The 16214-nt window shown below is 56.6% G+C and carries 13 protein-coding genes; 9 read left to right on the forward strand and 4 right to left on the reverse strand.

Translation table 11 applies throughout. From position 1 onward, the window contains the following. Positions 1–109: 109 nt before the first annotated feature. Positions 110–1249 carry an ATP-binding protein gene (locus VPK24_RS15700; RefSeq protein ID WP_190355150.1) on the reverse strand — a complete coding sequence of 380 codons (1140 nt, stop codon included), beginning with the start codon at positions 1247–1249 and terminating at the stop codon, positions 110–112. 233 nt (positions 1250–1482) lie between these two features. Here VPK24_RS15700 and VPK24_RS15705 point away from each other — a divergent pair, with 233 nt between their 5' ends. Together VPK24_RS15705 and VPK24_RS15710 are read left to right on the forward strand one after the other, a co-directional pair. Beyond that, positions 1483–4455 carry a cation-translocating P-type ATPase gene (locus VPK24_RS15705; RefSeq protein ID WP_393014745.1) on the forward strand — a complete coding sequence of 991 codons (2973 nt, stop codon included), beginning with the start codon at positions 1483–1485 and terminating at the stop codon, positions 4453–4455. 456 nt (positions 4456–4911) lie between these two features. Next, positions 4912–6594 (forward strand): NAD(P)H-quinone oxidoreductase subunit 4, encoded by a 1683-nt coding sequence (locus VPK24_RS15710; protein ID WP_393014996.1) that lies wholly within the window; start codon positions 4912–4914, stop codon positions 6592–6594. A gap of 333 nt (positions 6595–6927) precedes the next feature. Here VPK24_RS15710 and ilvC read toward each other — a convergent pair whose 3' ends face one another. Then, positions 6928–7920, reverse strand: a complete 993-nt coding sequence (gene ilvC, locus VPK24_RS15715; protein WP_099533592.1) for a ketol-acid reductoisomerase — start codon at positions 7918–7920, stop codon at positions 6928–6930. A gap of 216 nt (positions 7921–8136) precedes the next feature. On the opposite strand from ilvC, the gene VPK24_RS15720 reads away from it, so the two are divergent. The 4 genes from VPK24_RS15720 (at position 8137) to thyX (ending at position 12395) form a co-directional block, all read left to right on the forward strand. Beyond that, complete coding sequence (locus VPK24_RS15720) at positions 8137–10200, forward strand: Calx-beta domain-containing protein (protein ID WP_393014747.1); 2064 nt, start codon at positions 8137–8139, stop codon at positions 10198–10200. A 138-nt stretch (positions 10201–10338) separates the two neighbouring features. Further along, positions 10339–10869 (forward strand): cob(I)yrinic acid a,c-diamide adenosyltransferase, encoded by a 531-nt coding sequence (locus tag VPK24_RS15725; RefSeq protein WP_099533594.1) that lies wholly within the window; start codon positions 10339–10341, stop codon positions 10867–10869. A 152-nt stretch (positions 10870–11021) separates the two neighbouring features. Next, positions 11022–11603, forward strand: a complete 582-nt coding sequence (gene dcd, locus VPK24_RS15730) for a dCTP deaminase (protein WP_393014750.1) — start codon at positions 11022–11024, stop codon at positions 11601–11603. Between the two features lie 69 nt (positions 11604–11672). Beyond that, the gene (gene thyX, locus VPK24_RS15735) at positions 11673–12395 is read left to right on the forward strand and encodes an FAD-dependent thymidylate synthase (RefSeq protein WP_393014752.1); all 723 of its coding nucleotides are present in this window, start codon (positions 11673–11675) and stop codon (positions 12393–12395) included. Here the strand turns inward: thyX and VPK24_RS15740 are convergent. Beyond that, positions 12392–12784 carry a hypothetical protein gene (locus tag VPK24_RS15740; RefSeq protein WP_393014754.1) on the reverse strand — a complete coding sequence of 131 codons (393 nt, stop codon included), beginning with the start codon at positions 12782–12784 and terminating at the stop codon, positions 12392–12394. The two genes, thyX and VPK24_RS15740, sit on opposite strands and share 4 nt — an antisense overlap. 282 nt (positions 12785–13066) lie before the next feature. Here VPK24_RS15740 and trpS point away from each other — a divergent pair, with 282 nt between their 5' ends. The 3 genes from trpS (at position 13067) to VPK24_RS15755 (ending at position 15197) form a co-directional block, all read left to right on the forward strand. Next, entirely contained in the window at positions 13067–14086 is a 1020-nt protein-coding gene (gene trpS / locus VPK24_RS15745; protein ID WP_099533599.1) for a tryptophan--tRNA ligase, read from the forward strand. Positions 14087–14217: 131 nt separating this feature from the next. Continuing rightward, the gene (locus VPK24_RS15750; protein ID WP_393014756.1) at positions 14218–14874 is read left to right on the forward strand and encodes an SDR family oxidoreductase; all 657 of its coding nucleotides are present in this window, start codon (positions 14218–14220) and stop codon (positions 14872–14874) included. Positions 14875–14888: 14 nt separating this feature from the next. Further along, positions 14889–15197 carry a hypothetical protein gene (locus VPK24_RS15755; RefSeq protein ID WP_393014758.1) on the forward strand — a complete coding sequence of 103 codons (309 nt, stop codon included), beginning with the start codon at positions 14889–14891 and terminating at the stop codon, positions 15195–15197. A gap of 25 nt (positions 15198–15222) precedes the next feature. Here VPK24_RS15755 and VPK24_RS15760 read toward each other — a convergent pair whose 3' ends face one another. Further along, positions 15223–15753, reverse strand: coding sequence for a DUF4149 domain-containing protein (locus VPK24_RS15760; protein WP_393014760.1), 531 nt, complete (start codon positions 15751–15753; stop codon positions 15223–15225). Between the last annotated feature and the right edge of the window lie 461 nt (positions 15754–16214).

The raw sequence follows: 16214 nt of genomic DNA on the forward strand, positions 1-16214 counted from the left end.
TGTAGGAAACGATTTAGGAAAAGACTCGATGCAGTGGACTGATTGATCCTGTGGACTGTATTGATCCTAATGATTTTCCCCAATGCTTTGCGGAACCATGGGCCGTGATTTAGCCCAATCGATGGCGCAACCAAAGGGCCATGAGCGGCAAAGCCACCCGATATCCCAAATCGGGCCCGTAAACCAAGCCCTTTTGTTGCAAGCTGGCCAGGGCCCCTTGCAGGCCGCCCCCCCGCGAAAGGCGGTGTTTTTGGACATATTCCCGCGCATGGGGGCGATCGGTCGGATCCAACGCCAAACTTTCCAACAGCCGCACTTGGGAATCAGGCAGCAACAACAGCAAGGATTCAAACGTGGCCGACAAGTCCTCCACTAACCCGATCGCCGCGCGATCAACCTGCTCCGCCGTAATCGCCACCGGGGTCGCTGTCGATCGGCCCCGTTGCCCCGCCAACACATCGAGCCAAATCCGCCGCGCCAGGGCGATCGACTCGCCAAAATGGCCCCCCGCATTCAGGGCAAACCGTCGAATTGCCTCCGGAGTCCAATGCAACCCCAGCCGATCGCTCCGTTCCCGTAACCAGGGTTCCAACTCCGCCGCCGACAGGGGAGGCAGCAACAAAATTGCCAAATTGTGATCGGTGACCCACTCATCGGCCGTCGTAGCAATCAGGGCATAGCTCACTCGGGTTTGCCGCTGAATTTCGGCCCGCAAATATTGCTCCCAGCGACCGTCACGATCCCATGACCTAAGGTGGGGCAAGTTTGCCAAAACCATCACCACCCGATAGTTCAGCCCATCGGCTAACTGTTGGGGCAAGGCCAGCAAAGATTGAAAACTCGCCCATCGATCGGCCGTGGGCGGCAACCGCAGTTCCGGCCGATGCCCCCAGCGGATGGTGGCTCCCATGGTTTCGGCCCACCGTTGCAGGGTTTGGCGCTCCCGCTCTTGGCGGCAGGCCTGCAAAATACCCGTGGCCAAGCAGTCCACCAATCGCTCCGGACTCACGGCCCGCAAGCAATCAATTTCCATGACTTGGGCCCCCAAACTGGCGGCCGCATAGGTCAAAAGGGTACGCCGACCAATGCCCGGCACTCCGGCCAACAGCACGTCGCCATCCGCTTGCAGAATTTGACACAACTGCTCCCGATCGCTCACTCGGCCCACCAAATAGGGCGGAATAAAGGGATTCAGCGGAGGGCGATCGGGAAATGCATTTGCAGCCGCCACGGGCGAAAGGATGACCATTTTCACAACCTCAGCCAAACCAGTGACGGACTTCAATCAAGATCGATTGCGATCCTGATAGCACTATATAATAGTGCCAGCCGATCCCGCTGACTCATCTCGCCTTAGGGGATCGCAATTTTTAGCGACCAACGCGACCAAAGCCCATTTGCAAATTTTCTGATCCCAAACCCCGCGATCGCCCACCGTTCAACTAGAGCGATCGGGTTTGGTCACCCACCCCCTCCAGATCTATGACTATTGACTCTCCTGCCCGCACGGCCACCCCCAACGCGGCGGCAGCCAAGCCCGTGGCCTGGCATTCCCTAGATCCACAAGCCGCGATCGAGCAGTTGCAAGCCCGGCCCGAAACCGGCCTCAGTTCCGCCGAAGTGCGCGATCGGCTGGCCCAATACGGGCCCAACGAACTTGAGGATGTCGGTGGCCGCAGCGTTTGGGAAATTCTGTTGGGTCAGTTTGGCGACATCATGTTGCTGATGCTGATCGGGGTTGCCTTCGTGTCCGCCGGCCTGGATCTGTTTGAAGGTTGGCAGGGCACTCAACAGGCCAACCTCAGCTTGGCGGAAGGCTTCCAACAGGGCAAATTTCCCTTTCCCAAGGATGCCTTGGCCATCTTTGTGATCGTGATTTTGAACGGCACTTTGGGCTATTTGCAGGAGAGTCGGGCCGAAAAAGCCCTATCCGCCCTCAAAAAATTGTCATCTCCCCGAGTCCGGGTGCAGCGGGATCAGCAAGTCTTGGAAGTGGATGCCAAGGAACTGGTTCCCGGCGATGTGATGTTGATTGAAGCCGGAAACCAGGTGGCCGCCGATGGCCGAATCCTGGAACTGGCCAATCTGCAAATTCAAGAAGCCGCCTTGACCGGAGAAGCCCATGCGGTGGATAAGCAGGTGAACTTGACCCTGGATCCGGAAACGTCCCTGGGCGATCGTCTCAACCTGGTGTTTCAAGGCACGGAAGTGATTCAGGGCCGCGGCAAGGTGCTGGTTACGGAAACCGGGATGCGGACGGAGCTGGGCAAAATTGCCACCATGATCCAGTCCGTGGAAGCGGAAGAAACCCCCCTGCAACAACGGATGGAGCAGTTGGGCAAGGCCCTGGTCACCGGCTCCATGGTGTTGGTGGTGCTGGTGGTGGTGGGCGGAACCTTTGCCCTGGGCTGGGAAAACTTCCGCAAGCTGTTGGAAGTGTCCCTCAGTATGGCGGTGGCCGTGGTTCCGGAAGGATTGCCCGCTGTGATCACCGTGACGCTGGCCTTGGGAACGCAGCGGATGGTGCGCCGCCATGCCCTGATTCGCAAGCTACCGGCCGTGGAAACCCTTGGCTCAGTCACCACCATTTGTTCCGACAAAACCGGGACGCTGACCCAAAACAAGATGATTGTGCAGGCACTGGAACTGTGCGATCGCTCCGTGCGGGTCACCGGCCAAGGGTACGAACCCTTCGGCTCCCTGCAACCGGTGGATGCGGCGGGACAAGTGGCCGAGCCAATCCCCGCCGAAACCTTGGTCCAGGAAGCACCGGACGTATATTTGCTGCTGTCGGCCTGCGTGCTCTGTAACGATGCCATTTTGCAGTGCGACAAAACCGTGACCGATCGGGGCAAGTCGCCTTGGATGATCATTGGTGACCCCACCGAAGGGGGGCTGTTGGCCCTGGCCGGCAAAGGCAACCTGAACCAGGAAGAGTGGACTAAGCGCTATCCCCGCGCCGCTGAAATTCCGTTTTCGTCCGATCGCAAACGGATGAGCGTGTTTGTGCGCACCGATCAGGCCGGGCCCCTGTCGTTGGCAGCCATCACCGGCCCCGCCAAGGTGTTGATGGCCAGCAAGGGATCACCAGAGTTGTTGCTGGAACGGTGCGATCGCGTCCAAAGCGGTGCCCAGGCTCGTCCCCTGACCCCAGCCGATCGCGCCGACATCTTGGAGCGCAATAACCAACTGGCCAGCAAAGGGCTACGGGTTTTGGGCTTGGCCTACAAACCCTTGGATCAACTGCCCCCCGAAGCCAACAATCACGCACCGGAACAGAACGGCTCCGCCACCGACCCCGAACAGAACCTAATTTGGCTCGGATTGGTGGGCATGATGGACGCACCGCGCCCGGAAGTGAGTGAAGCCGTTGCCCGCTGCCGCATGGCCGGCATCCGCCCGATGATGATTACCGGTGACCATCAACTGACCGCCAAAGCGATCGCCCAGGAGTTGGGCATTGCCGCCGAGGGCGATCGGGTCTTGACCGGCACTGAGCTGGAAAAAATGACCCAAGGGGAACTGGAAGAAGCCGTGGGCCGCGTTTCCGTCTATGCCCGCGTTTCCCCAGAACACAAGCTGCGGATTGTGAAAGCCCTGCAACACCAAGGCAAAATCGCCGCCATGACCGGCGACGGCGTGAACGACGCGCCCGCCCTCAAACAGGCCAACATCGGCATCGCCATGGGCATCACCGGCACCGATGCCAGCAAAGAAGCCAGTGACATGGTGCTGCTGGATGACAACTTCGCCACGATCGTCGCCGCCACCGAAGAAGGCCGCGTCGTTTATGACAACATTCGCCGCTTCGTGAAATACATCCTCGGCTCCAACATCGGTGAAGTGCTGACGATCGCCAGCGCTCCTCTGATCATCCCCATTTCCCAAGTGGGCGGCGATTTGGTGCCCCTCACGCCCTTGCAAATTCTGTGGATGAACTTGGTGACCGACGGGTTGCCGGCCTTGGCCTTGGCCATGGAACCCGCTTCCCCAGACGTGATGCAGCGGCCGCCCCATGCCCCCCACGAAGGCATCTTCGCGCGCGGATTGGGGGCCTACATGGTGCGGATTGGGATTGTGTTTGCGGTGGTCACCATTGCCCTGATGGTTTGGTCCTATAACTACGCCCAAGGCACCAACCACCCCGAGAGCTGGAAAACCATGGTCTTCACGAGCCTTTGCATTGCCCAGATGGGCCACGCTTTGGCCGTGCGATCGGAAACGAAGTTGATTGTGGAGATGAACATGCTCTCCAATCCTTATGTGCTCTGGTCGGTGACCCTCACCACGCTGTTGCAACTGGCGCTGGTTTACCTGCCGCCGCTGCAATCTTTCTTTGGCACTTCGGCGTTGGATTTCACGGAACTGCTGGTTTGTCTTGGCTTCAGCGCCCTGATTGTGGTTTGGATTGAGGGCGAAAAGCTGTTTCTCCGCTGGTTCTGGAACAAGCGCTAGGCGATCGGCATTCAGTCGCAATCACTGAAATTACTGAAATCACTGGCATGAGCATGATGGGGGGCGATCGCTCCCCTTTTTCATGGCTTGTTTTTCATGGCTTGTAGCGATTGCGCCTTGGGTCTCGATCGCCATAAATAGGGTCACCCTCCTGGGGACAGTGACCGGTAATCAAAAAATTGCTAAATGTAACGCGATCGAGTCGGTCTTCAGGTCTACTGAACAGAAAGTTTAGGTTTCTTTATCAATTCATGAACGATCGCTGACATTCTTCATCACCATCTCGCGACCAGTCATGAACACCCAAATGGCTTCATAGCGGGATTTTGGGTAATTTTCGCCAAAAATTCTCATTTTTAATTCTTTACTTACAGCAAAAAAGATTTATGAATAACGCTTTACGAAGTCAGTAGAATAGCAACATCCATAAGGCAGTAAGTATTCTTGCTCACCACCATCATGGCGGATCATTTTCCCTGGCTGACCGCGATCATTTTGTTTCCGCTGATCGCGGCCTTCCTGATTCCCCTCCTCCCCGATCGCAACGGCAAAACCGTCCGCTGGTTCGCACTCAGCGTCGGCGTACTGGACTTTCTATTGATGGTCTATACGTTCTGGACGCACTACGACCCCAGCAACTCCAGCTTCCAACTGGTTGAAAAATATCCCTGGCTGCCGCAAATCGGCTTTAGCTGGGCCGTCTCCGTTGACGGCATCTCCATGCCCCTTGTTCTGTTGGCTGGATTCGTCACCACGTTGGCCATGTGGGCCTCCTGGCAGGTCGATCGCAAGCCTCGGTTGTTCTATTTCCTGATGTTGGTGCTCTATGCAGCCCAAATCGGGGTGTTCGTGGCCCAAGACCTGCTGCTGCTCTTCATTCAGTGGGAATTGGAACTGGTTCCGGTGTATCTACTGGTTTCCATCTGGGGCGGTCAAAAACGCCGCTACGCCGCCACCAAGTTTCTGATTTACACCGCTGCCGCTTCGATCTTTATCTTGGTTGCTGGCTTGGCCCTGGCCCTGTCCGGCGACGGCCCCGTCACCTTTGACATCGCAGACTTGGCCCTCAAGAACTATTCCTTGGGCTTGGAACTGTTGCTCTATGCGGGTTTGTTGATTGCATTTGGGGTCAAGCTAGCTATTTTCCCCATGCACACTTGGTTGCCGGATGCCCACGGGGAAGCTTCTGCGCCCGTGTCCATGATTCTGGCGGGTGTGCTGTTGAAAATGGGCGGCTATGGGTTGATTCGCCTGAATCTGGAATTGCTGTCCGATGCCCACATCTACTTCGCACCGGTACTGGCCATTCTGGGGGTGGTGAACATCATTTATGGTGCTTTCGCCTCCTTTGCCCAAACGAATATGAAGCGCCGCTTGGCCTATTCGTCCGTGTCGCACATGGGCTTCGTGTTGCTGGGCATCGCTTCATTCACCGACTTGGGGGTCAGCGGCGCAATGTTGCAAATGCTGTCCCATGGTCTGATTGCAGCACTGCTGTTCTTCTTGGCGGGTGTGACCTATGACCGTACCCACACCCTGGCGATGGATCAAATGCGCGGCATGGGTCAACTGATGCCGAAGGTGTTTGCGCTGTTCACGGCGGGGGCGCTGGCTTCCTTGGCACTGCCGGGGATGAGCGGTTTTGCCAGTGAGCTGGCGGTGTTTGTTGGGTTCACCAGCAGCGATATCTATAGCTCCACGTTTTGCACGGTGACGGTGTTCTTGGCTGCGGTGGGTGTGATTCTCACGCCGATTTACCTGCTGTCGATGCTGCGTCAGGTGTTTTACGGCACGAGTGCGGATCTGGCTTGCGAGGTGGGCAATGCGGGCCTGCAAAACCAGGATGTGGAAGGCGCAGTTTGTTTCGGTACCGATTGCGTGTTGCCGGATCAGGCTGTGTTCCGGGATGCCCGGAAGCGTGAGGTGGCCATTGCGATGGCGTTCCTGATTCCGATCGTGGCGATCGGGGTGTATCCGCAACTGGCCACGAAGGTCTATGACGTGAAGACGGTGGCCGTGAACTCGCAGGTGCGGGAGTCTTACACGATCGCGAAGGCGAATCCTGAGTTCTTTGCCCAGGGTCTGTTCCAACGGTCGATCGCCCAAAAGGTGGCTCAGGCTCCGACGCTGGCGGAATAGGGTAGTGGAATCGGGTTGGAAAATGCCCGGTTTCGCTGCTCGGTCAATTCATCGGTTAACTTAATAGACTCCGATCGGGGGCGATCGCTATCTCAAGAAGATGGTCGATCGCCCCCGATTCAGTTACCAGATCTGCAAAAATATAGACCCGAAAAAATTACAGATCGAAAAATTACAGATCAAAAAAGGGAGCCGATCGACTCCCTTGAAAGCTATCTTTTCAAGCCGCATCCAGACTTATAAGCCTGGATTCAGGCATGGTTAATTTGCTAAAGACACCCTAGGAAATCCCTCAGGAATTCCTAGAAGTTGCCTAGAAATTTCCTGGAAATCCTATTTCTGCATCCAGCTAAACATGGCCCGCAGATCCTTGCCGACTTCCTCGATCGGGTGTTCTGCTTCCCGACGACGCATGGCCGTGAAGCCAGCCTTACCGGACTGATTTTCCAACACGAAATTACGGGCGAAGGTTCCGTCTTGGATATCCTTCAGCACCCGACGCATTTCATCCTTGGTTTCGTCAGTGATGATGCGGGGGCCGGTCACGTAATCACCGTATTCCGCCGTGTTGGAGATGCTGTCGCGCATCTTGGCCAAACCACCTTCCACCACCAAGTCCACAATCAGCTTCACTTCGTGCAAGCACTCGAAGTAAGCCAACTCGGGCTGATAACCCGCTTCCACCAGGGTTTCAAAACCTGCCTTGATCAGGGCGCTCAAGCCACCGCAAAGCACCGCTTGCTCACCAAACAGGTCGGTTTCCGTTTCTTCGCGGAAGGTGGTTTCCAAGATCCCGCCGCGCGTGCCGCCGATGCCCTTGGCATAGGCCATGGCCAGGTCACGGGCCTTGCCGGTTGCGTCTTGATAAACCGCAAACAGAGCAGGCACGCCTTGGCCTTGCTCATAGGTGCGGCGCACCAGATGGCCGGGGCCCTTAGGAGCCACCATCACCACGTCCACATCGGCGGGGGGAACCACTTGGCCAAAGTGAATGTTGAAGCCGTGGGCGAAGGCCAACAATTTGCCCGCGCTCAGGTTCGGCAGAATTTCGTTGCTGTAAACGGTCTTTTGCACTTCATCGGGCAGCAGAATCATGATGAAGTCGGCACGCTTGGCGGCTTCGGCCACGGACACGACTTCTAGACCGGCTTCCCGCGCTTTGGCGGTGGATTTGCTGCCTTCGTAAAGGCCGACAATGACGTTTACGCCGCTATCTTTGAGGTTAAGGGCGTGGGCATGGCCTTGGGAGCCATAGCCGACGATCGCGACGGTTTTGCCGTTCAGCAGGTCTAGGTTTGCGTCGTTGTCGTAGTACAACCGAGCCATTTGATTTCTCCTTCGGACGTGGGCCGTGCAAGGGGCATTGCAAGTGTTCGATCCTAGCGCAAAACGGCACGGGAACCGTTGGCCCGGCTCAGGTTGCCTGTGGGTCAAACGTCAAACGGTGCGGGAACCATTGATTTGGCTCAGGTTGCCCTTGGGGAACGCGATCGAGGATTGGTCGTCAAGCGATTAGTAGAGAACGTTGAAAGAGGTTTGGGTATGGCCTTGCTAGTGCTGACCGATGAGGATGAGCGGCTGAATTTAACGGAAGCCCAGGCAGTTTTGGGTCAGGGGGGCAATGACTCCCTCACGGGAACCAGTGGCGATGACATCCTCTACGGTGGCCTGGGCAACGACACCCTGATCGGCGGTGCTGGAGCGGACATTCTGGGCGGCAACGAGGGGGACAATCGCCTGCGAGGGGGGGCGGGCAGCGATATTTTTGTGATTGAGGCCGGAACCGGCACAGCAACGGCCCTGCAACGAATTGAGGATTTTGATCCAACGAGCGATCGAATTGGGCTGGCTCCGGGGCTGCGGTTCGAGGACTTGGAGATTGTGCGGGTTAGCGATCGCGCCAATGACACCATCGCCACCAGCACCACCGACAGCCCCGGCGAAGTGCTGATTTTTCTGAAAGGCACGACCAATCTGCTGGCCCGGGTGGCCAATGTGCGGTTGACAGACTTGGGGCGCGATCGATTTGTGGAAGCGGAGGTGCTGCAATTTAGCGACAGCACCTTCCAGGTTCGGGAAGATGGCACACCGCTCACCAGTATTCGCATTGAGCGCAGTTTTCCCTTTCTGAAATCGCCAATCACCACCAAAACGGTCACGGTGGGCGTGAGCAATGGCACGGCGATCTTGGATCAAGATTTGCGCTTGGATGGGCCGATCGTGGCGGAGTTTGGGGCCGATGAGCGATCGGTCTCGGTGGTGTTGCCATTGGTGGATGACCTGCTGGTGGAGGGAACGGAAACCCTGCGCCTCACCTTGGCGGATCCAACCGGGGGCAGCAAACTGGGCGATCGCACGCAGGCCACGCTCTCGATCGAGGACAATGACCAGCCTTCAGCGGCTTCGCCGGGGCGATTAGATTTCAGCGGCTCCGTCTACAGCGTTGAAGAAAGCGATGGCTCCGCCCTGATCGCCATCACGCGCACGGGGGGGACCAATGGCGAAATTACCGCCACGATCGATATTGTCAATGACAGCGCGATCGTCTTCCGCGATCTGGGCGCACCGGAACCCACCGTGGTGCGGTTTGCCGACGGAGACAGCACCACCCAATTTGTTCGGGTTCCTCTGATTGACAACTTTGTGGAGGATGGAACCCGCAGCGCCATTTTGCGGCTGGTGAACCTGACCAACGGAGCCAGCACCGGAGAACGCCCCGCCGCCCGCTTGGAAATCATCGACAACGACGGCCCCGCCGGAACTTTATCCTTCAGCCAACCGGTTTTTAGCGTGGTGGAAGGCCAGGCGATCGCCTCGGTGACGGTCACCCGCAGCAACGGCAGCAGCGGCCCCGTCACTGCTCTCATTTCCACCACCAGCGGCACGGCGGTTCCCGGTGCTGATTTTGGCATTCCTGCCAGCACTCTGGTGAGTTTTGCCGACGGGGACACCACACCCAAGACGATTCAATTCTCGATCGGGGATGATGCCCTGTTGGAAACCACCGAAGTGGTGAATCTGTCCCTGGTGAGCCCAACGGGCGGGGCCTTGCTGGGACGGCAAAATACGGCATTGTTGGAGATTGCCGATAACGATCGATTCACGGCCCAGGTCAACTTTGGGCAAGTGCGCGATCTCCAGCCGATCGGCACGGATCCGATTACGGGCGTTCAATTTTCCAGCAATGCCCTAGGCATTTTGGATTACAACGCGGGTGGCAGTGGCAACTTCATCGATCCACTGCTGAATGCTGGAGCCGCCGCCCAAGTGATGACCTACGGAGAAGGGCGATCGATTGTGATGACTGTGGCCAACGGGTTTCGCGATCAGCTCAGTTTTCGTTATGCGGCCCCCTTTGCCCTTGATCCTCGCCGTGATCCCGATGGGGATGGCCTCCACGAAGTGACACTCTACGACGGGCCCAACGGCACCGGAAACATTTTGGCCACCATCGATCTGCCCCTGACCACCGACAGTAAATTACCCGTGGGAGCCTATGCCCTGACCCGCGATCCCTTCGTGGTTAACTTCAGTGGCATTGCCCGATCGGTCACCTTCGGCAGCCAAGCAGACAAGCTGATTTTGGACGACATCGCGATCGGCTAGGCTGCTCGCCACTGCAATTCGTAGCCTGCTGAACAGCAAAAATTTTGATTTGCTTCAACATTGACGGGTCGCATATCTAGTGTTTGACTGAAAAAGGTTTTCTGTTTCACGCTAGATATTGTGGGTGTCCCATCAGCTATGGTCTCGCAACTTGAGGTTTCCACCCTATCGCGATCGTCCAACTCCCTCGCTCATGGTTTGGTGCAGGTGTTTACCGCGCCCCGGCGAACGTTTCTGACAGATGTAATGGCCCAGGCCCTGCGCGTGGCCGGCCAGGGACAGTCGGTGTTAGTGGCCCAATTCCTCAAGGGCGGTATTCGTCAGGGCAGCGACCATCCCATTTCCTTGGTGCAACGGCTGGATTGGCTGCGTTGTGACCTCTCGCGCAATTTGGATGAAACCCAGCCCACGCCCGAAGAAATTGCCGCCATTCGCGATCTTTGGCAACAGGTGGTCGATCGGGTGCAATCGGGACAATACGAGCTAATCGTGCTGGATGAATTAAGCTTGGCGATTCGGCTGGGGGCGATCGACTGCAAGGAAGTGCTGGATCTGCTCGATCGCTGCCCTCAACACCTGGACGTGATTTTGACCGGGCCCGACGTACCCCAATCGCTGTTGGATGCGGCTGACCAAATCACCGAAGTTCGTCGCAGTCGTCGTTCCTGATCGCCACTTTGGCTTGTTTTGGGCTGGTCTGCTCGATCGGGACTGCGCCATAGATTGCACCTTCCCCGAAGAGCCATCACAGCCAGGGGTAGTAAGCTCAAGGCTGCTTTATGCTAAGGTGGCTTGCTGCCCTACCTCACTCGCTGACGATCATGCTCAAGAACGATGCCTGGATTACTGAGATGGCCCGCCAAGGGATGATTTCCCCCTTCGAGCCAAAGCTTGTACGGCGCATCGATCAGCATCCCGTCATCTCCTATGGGTGCAGCAGCTTTGGCTATGACATCCGCTTGTCGCCCAAGGAATTCAAAATTTTTCGCCACATTCCTGGCACAGTCGTTGATCCCAAAAACTTCAACCCCGCCAACCTGGATCCCGCCGAGCTACACCGCGATGAAAACGGTGAATTTTTCATCCTGCCGGCCCACTCCTACGGCCTCGGAGTCGCCCTAGAGCACTTGCAAATTCCCGACACCATCACCGTCCTTTGCATCGGCAAAAGCACCTACGCCCGTGTCGGACTGATTGCCAACTTGACCCCAGCGGAGGCGGGCTGGCGCGGCCATTTGACCCTGGAAATTTCCAACGCTTCGAGCGCCGATTGCCGAATCTATGCCAATGAAGGCATTGTGCAATTGCTCTTTATGGAAGGGGATCCCTGCGAAGTCAGCTACGAAACTCGCCGGGGGAAATATCAAGACCAACCCGAGTCGATCGTGATTGCCCGAGTCTAATTCGCACCCAGTTTGCTGGTTATCCATCTCCCTTTTCCTGCCCCTCATTGTCGCTTTCCCTCGAACGTCATGGATCTGTTTCGTGTTGAAGTGCTTTCCGCCATGCCCAATCCTCAGCAGTTGGTGTGGGCAGCCATGCACCAGGACTATTCGGAAAACTTTGTAGTTGATGAGCGCGATCAATTCCCCGACGAGGCCCGAGCGGGTGAATTAATTATCAAGCACCTCTTACAAGGAAATCGGGGACATTTTGGGCCGATCGAGCATCCGCAAATTGTGTTTAATGTGGGCTTTTTTCCCCATTCAACCATGCAGCAATTGCGAACTCATCGAGTAGGAGTTTCCTTCGATGTTCAGTCCGGAAGATATTCAGGAATGCGAATTCTGGACGTAATCGAAGGAAAACGAGCACTAGAAGAAGTTTTTTATCTTCGACCAGTCGATTATTATTCTGATCGCCAAGGGAAAAAGTATTTTTATTCGCCTGAGCAACGGCAAGCGGATTTGGATTGGTGCTTAGAAGCTTGCAAGCGCTATAAGCAACGGATTGAGGAAGGACTGTCCGAAGAGCACGCTCGCGGGTTGATTCCCTTCGATGTGCGCCAGCATTTTGTGATGAGTTGCAATGCCCGATCGCTCATGCACATTCTCGATTTGCGAGCCAAAGCTGACGCACAGTTGGAAATTCAAAAGCTGTGCGACTTGTTGATGGTGCATTTCAAAAATTGGATGCCGGCCTTGGCCGATTGGTATGAAACCAATCGGTTGGGTAAGGCGCGGTTGTCGCCCTAGCGTCGAATAATCACGGTGGTGCGATCGAACCCAGGAGGCAGCCCGGGCGGCAGTGGAGAACTGGGATTAGTCGGCGTGGCGCTGGGGGCGTTGCTGCGGGGGCGATTGGCTCCCTCGCTCACGGTGCTGGGTGTGCCGCTACCGGTTGCACCGCGCCCACCCAGGGGATCCGCCATCCCATCTAGGGCATCAATCACAAAGGTTTCGGAAAAGCCGGTGCGGGCTGGCCGCCGGGACTCTTCAAAAAAAGAGGGCTTGGGACTGCTGCCCGAAGAGCCACTGGGGGCTGCCGGTTGGGCGATCGCCCCCATTGTCCCTAACCCCACGCCCAACAAGACTCCGATCGCCCCGCTGCTCAAACGCCATCCCCAGACCATAACCCGCCCCATCGCGATCGCCCTCTTCACTAATCAAGCTCAACAATTCAGGCAAAATTTCTCGGATTGTAGCCAAGTTATTGCCCCAGCCTGCACCCAGATCACCATCCAACCCGATCGTCATCCAGATTGAATCCGGCGAACTGCCGCGCTAGGATTCCTAAGCGGTGTTAAGAAACGCCGGAAATTCCCCCGTTGGAATTGCTAGACGAACACGAGCCATCGATCGTTTCCCTCGTCGCCGCCCAGACAACGTAGAAGACCGCTCCACCCGATCGGCCCCCTTTGCAACCCATGAGCCAAACCAGCAAAAAACGAGTTCTCTCCGGCGTACAACCCACCGGTAGCATCCACCTCGGCAACTATTTGGGCGCAATCCGTAATTGGGTCGTCGATCAGCACCAGTACGACAATTTCTTCTGTGTGGTGGATTTGCACGCCATCACCGTTCCCCACAATCCGGCGGTGTTGGCCGCAGACAGCTTCAAGATTGCCGCCCTCTACTTGGCCTGTGGAATTGACCTCAGTTGCTCCACAATCTTCATCCAATCCCATGTGAGCGCCCACAGCGAACTGGCTTGGTTGCTGAATTGCGTCACGCCCCTGAATTGGCTGGAGCGGATGATTCAGTTTAAGGAAAAAGCCCTGAAGCAAGGCGAAAACGTCAGCGTGGGCCTGCTGGACTATCCGGTGTTGATGGCGGCGGATATTTTGCTTTATGACGCGGATTTGGTGCCGGTGGGCGAAGACCAGAAGCAGCACTTGGAGTTAACCCGCGATGTGGCGATTCGGGTGAATCATCAATATGGCAGCGAGGAGCGGCCGATTCTGAAAGTGCCTGAACCCGCCATCCGCAAGGAAGGGGCCCGCGTGATGAGCCTGACGGACGGGACGAAGAAGATGTCGAAGTCGGATCCGACGGAGATGAGCCGGATTGAGCTGTTGGACAGCCCCGACACGATCGCCAAGAAAATTAAGCGCTGCAAAACTGACCCCCAGCGCGGTTTGGAATTCAATAACCCCGATCGCCCCGAATGCCACAACCTGTTGGGTCTCTATCAAATTTTGTCCGGCAAATCCCGCGAGGAAGTGGCGGCGGAATGTGCCGACATGGGTTGGGGACAGTTCAAGCCCTTGTTGACGGAAACGACGATCGCCGCGCTGGAGCCAATTCAGCAAAAATATAACGAGGTGATGGGCGATCGGGGCTATCTGGAATCTGTGTTGCGGGATGGTCGCGAAAAGGCGGCCGCCGTGGCCAATGCCACCCTGCTTCGGGTGAAGGATGCTTTGGGCTATTCGCGACCGCTTTAGGGCCGATTCGAGGGTTAATCAACCGCTGACGTGCGATCGGTCGCTGACGGGCGATCGGTCGCTGACGGGCGATCGGTGCGGCCCCGGAATTTGAGACCATAACCAACTGGACAATGGAGACGGAAACAGCGATGAAAGCCGTGGTGTTTGGTGCAACCGGCGAAACGGGCCGGCGAATTGTGCAAGTCTTGGTCGATCGCCAAGTGCCTGTGCGGGCCGTGGTGCGTGATTTGGCCACCGCTCGCGCAATTTTGCCGGATTCGGTGGAAGTGGTGCAGGGCAATTTACTCGATCGCCGCTCGATCGACTCTGCCTTAGCCGGTTGCACGGTGGTGTTGAGCGCTGCCGGAGCCAGGCCCAGCTTGGATCCAACGGGGCCCTTGCAGGTAGATTATCTGGGAACCAAGAACTTAACCGATGCAGCCAAGGCGGCGGGCATTGAGCAGTTGGTGCTGGTCTCTTCCCTCTGTGTGTCCAAACTGCTCCACCCGCTGAATTTGTTTTGGTTGATTCTGTTTTGGAAACAACAGGGTGAGCGCTACTTGCAAAACAGCGGACTGACCTACACGATCGTGCGGCCCGGCGGTCTGAAAAACGAAGATCGGGACACCCCTGTGGTGATGAGCACTGCCGATACGCTCTTTGAGGGATCGATTCCCCGATCGCAGGTGGCCAAGGTTTGTATCGAAGCCTTGTGGGAACCGGCGGCCCGCAACAAAATTGTGGAAATCGTAGCGCGGGATGATGCCCCCGTGCAGCCTTGGTCAGCCCTTTTTGCCAGCGTTTAAGCGCGGTTCGATCGATGTTTCCTAACTCATCCAATCCCAATCCCTTGGGGGGTTCTGGGTCGTCGCTGCCCGGTTCGCTGCCCGGTTCGCTGCCTGGATCTCCCACCGGAGAACCCGGGGGCGATCGCTACGGCACCGGGCTAGTGGCTCCCCAAAGTGTGGATGCGCGCACCAAAAAATTGATGCAGCGCACTTTCTTGATCTTGCTTTTGGCGGGTCTGGCGATCGGGGCGGTCATCTCCGTAGGGGTGGTGATTGCCTTCCAAAAATTTGGACTGATTGGCGTACCCACCCCCAGCACTCCGATCACGCCAGGGAATTAACCTCAAACTGGCACGCAACGAACCGTTAGGATTGGCGCACCACCGCCCCTCGCACACATAACCCCAACAAGCTGCCACTCAACAGCAGCTTCAGGGTTTCCAGCCCAAAGTAGCCCCCATGCCAAAGGGTCATGGCCGCCGGAACCGAGGGAGCAGTGCTAGCCCAAGACAGGGAAGCCCCTAGCCCCGCCATGGTCGGCGCAAGCCAATAGGTTTGCATCAACATAATGGCCATCAGCACCGCCGCGATCACCACCACCCACCGCTCGCTGAGGCGGCTCACTTCGTGGCGATATCCCAAGGCCAGCGCACCGGCCATCACCACCCCGGCCACCAACAGCCCCACGTGGTTGAACCCATTGAGCAGTAACCAACCCACGGGCGCAAAGTCGGGCCGCTCCATCATGCCGCCCATGTAGAGGGCCGGCATGGCCGCCAAGTCGATCGCCAAGGTGGCCCCAACCCACAACAAGAGGGCGATCTCAACGGTCATTTTCCAAGCCGATTGCCCCAGACCGAGAGCGTGGCTGAGACTGGTTTTAAATTCAGAACTCATGCTCGATCGCCTCCTAAATTCCAATTTCTAGCCTAGGAAACTTCCGAGATCAGCGGTAGCCTTTGTTGGGTTTATTCATGATTTGCACATGAACCGTAATACCGGCGATTGCTGAAGAATCTAGAGAATTGAGGATCATGGTCTGATCGAAAAAATGAAGTTCTTCGGTAGTTCTTCGGTAGGTTGGGTTGAGCTTTGCGAAACCCAACGCGATCGCTACAAACTTTACTGTTGTTGGGTTTCGTACCTCAACCCAACCTACAAGACTACAAAAAAATCGCTGATCGGCCGATTTTGAGAGAGGGGGTTAAGAATGGGGGCTTTTCACTGATTCGTGAAAGAAGTCTATTGATTGCGATGTTGATTTTTGAGTTGGTTTTGGAGTTGATTTTGGATTGGTCTTCAGTGTTAGTTGATATTAAGGAAAATTCATGAAGAATCTTGGATAAATGTCAAGATCA

The sequence above is a fragment of the Limnothrix redekei LRLZ20PSL1 genome (assembly GCF_043235035.1).
GTDB lineage: Bacteria > Cyanobacteriota > Cyanobacteriia > CACIAM-69d > CACIAM-69d > CACIAM-69d.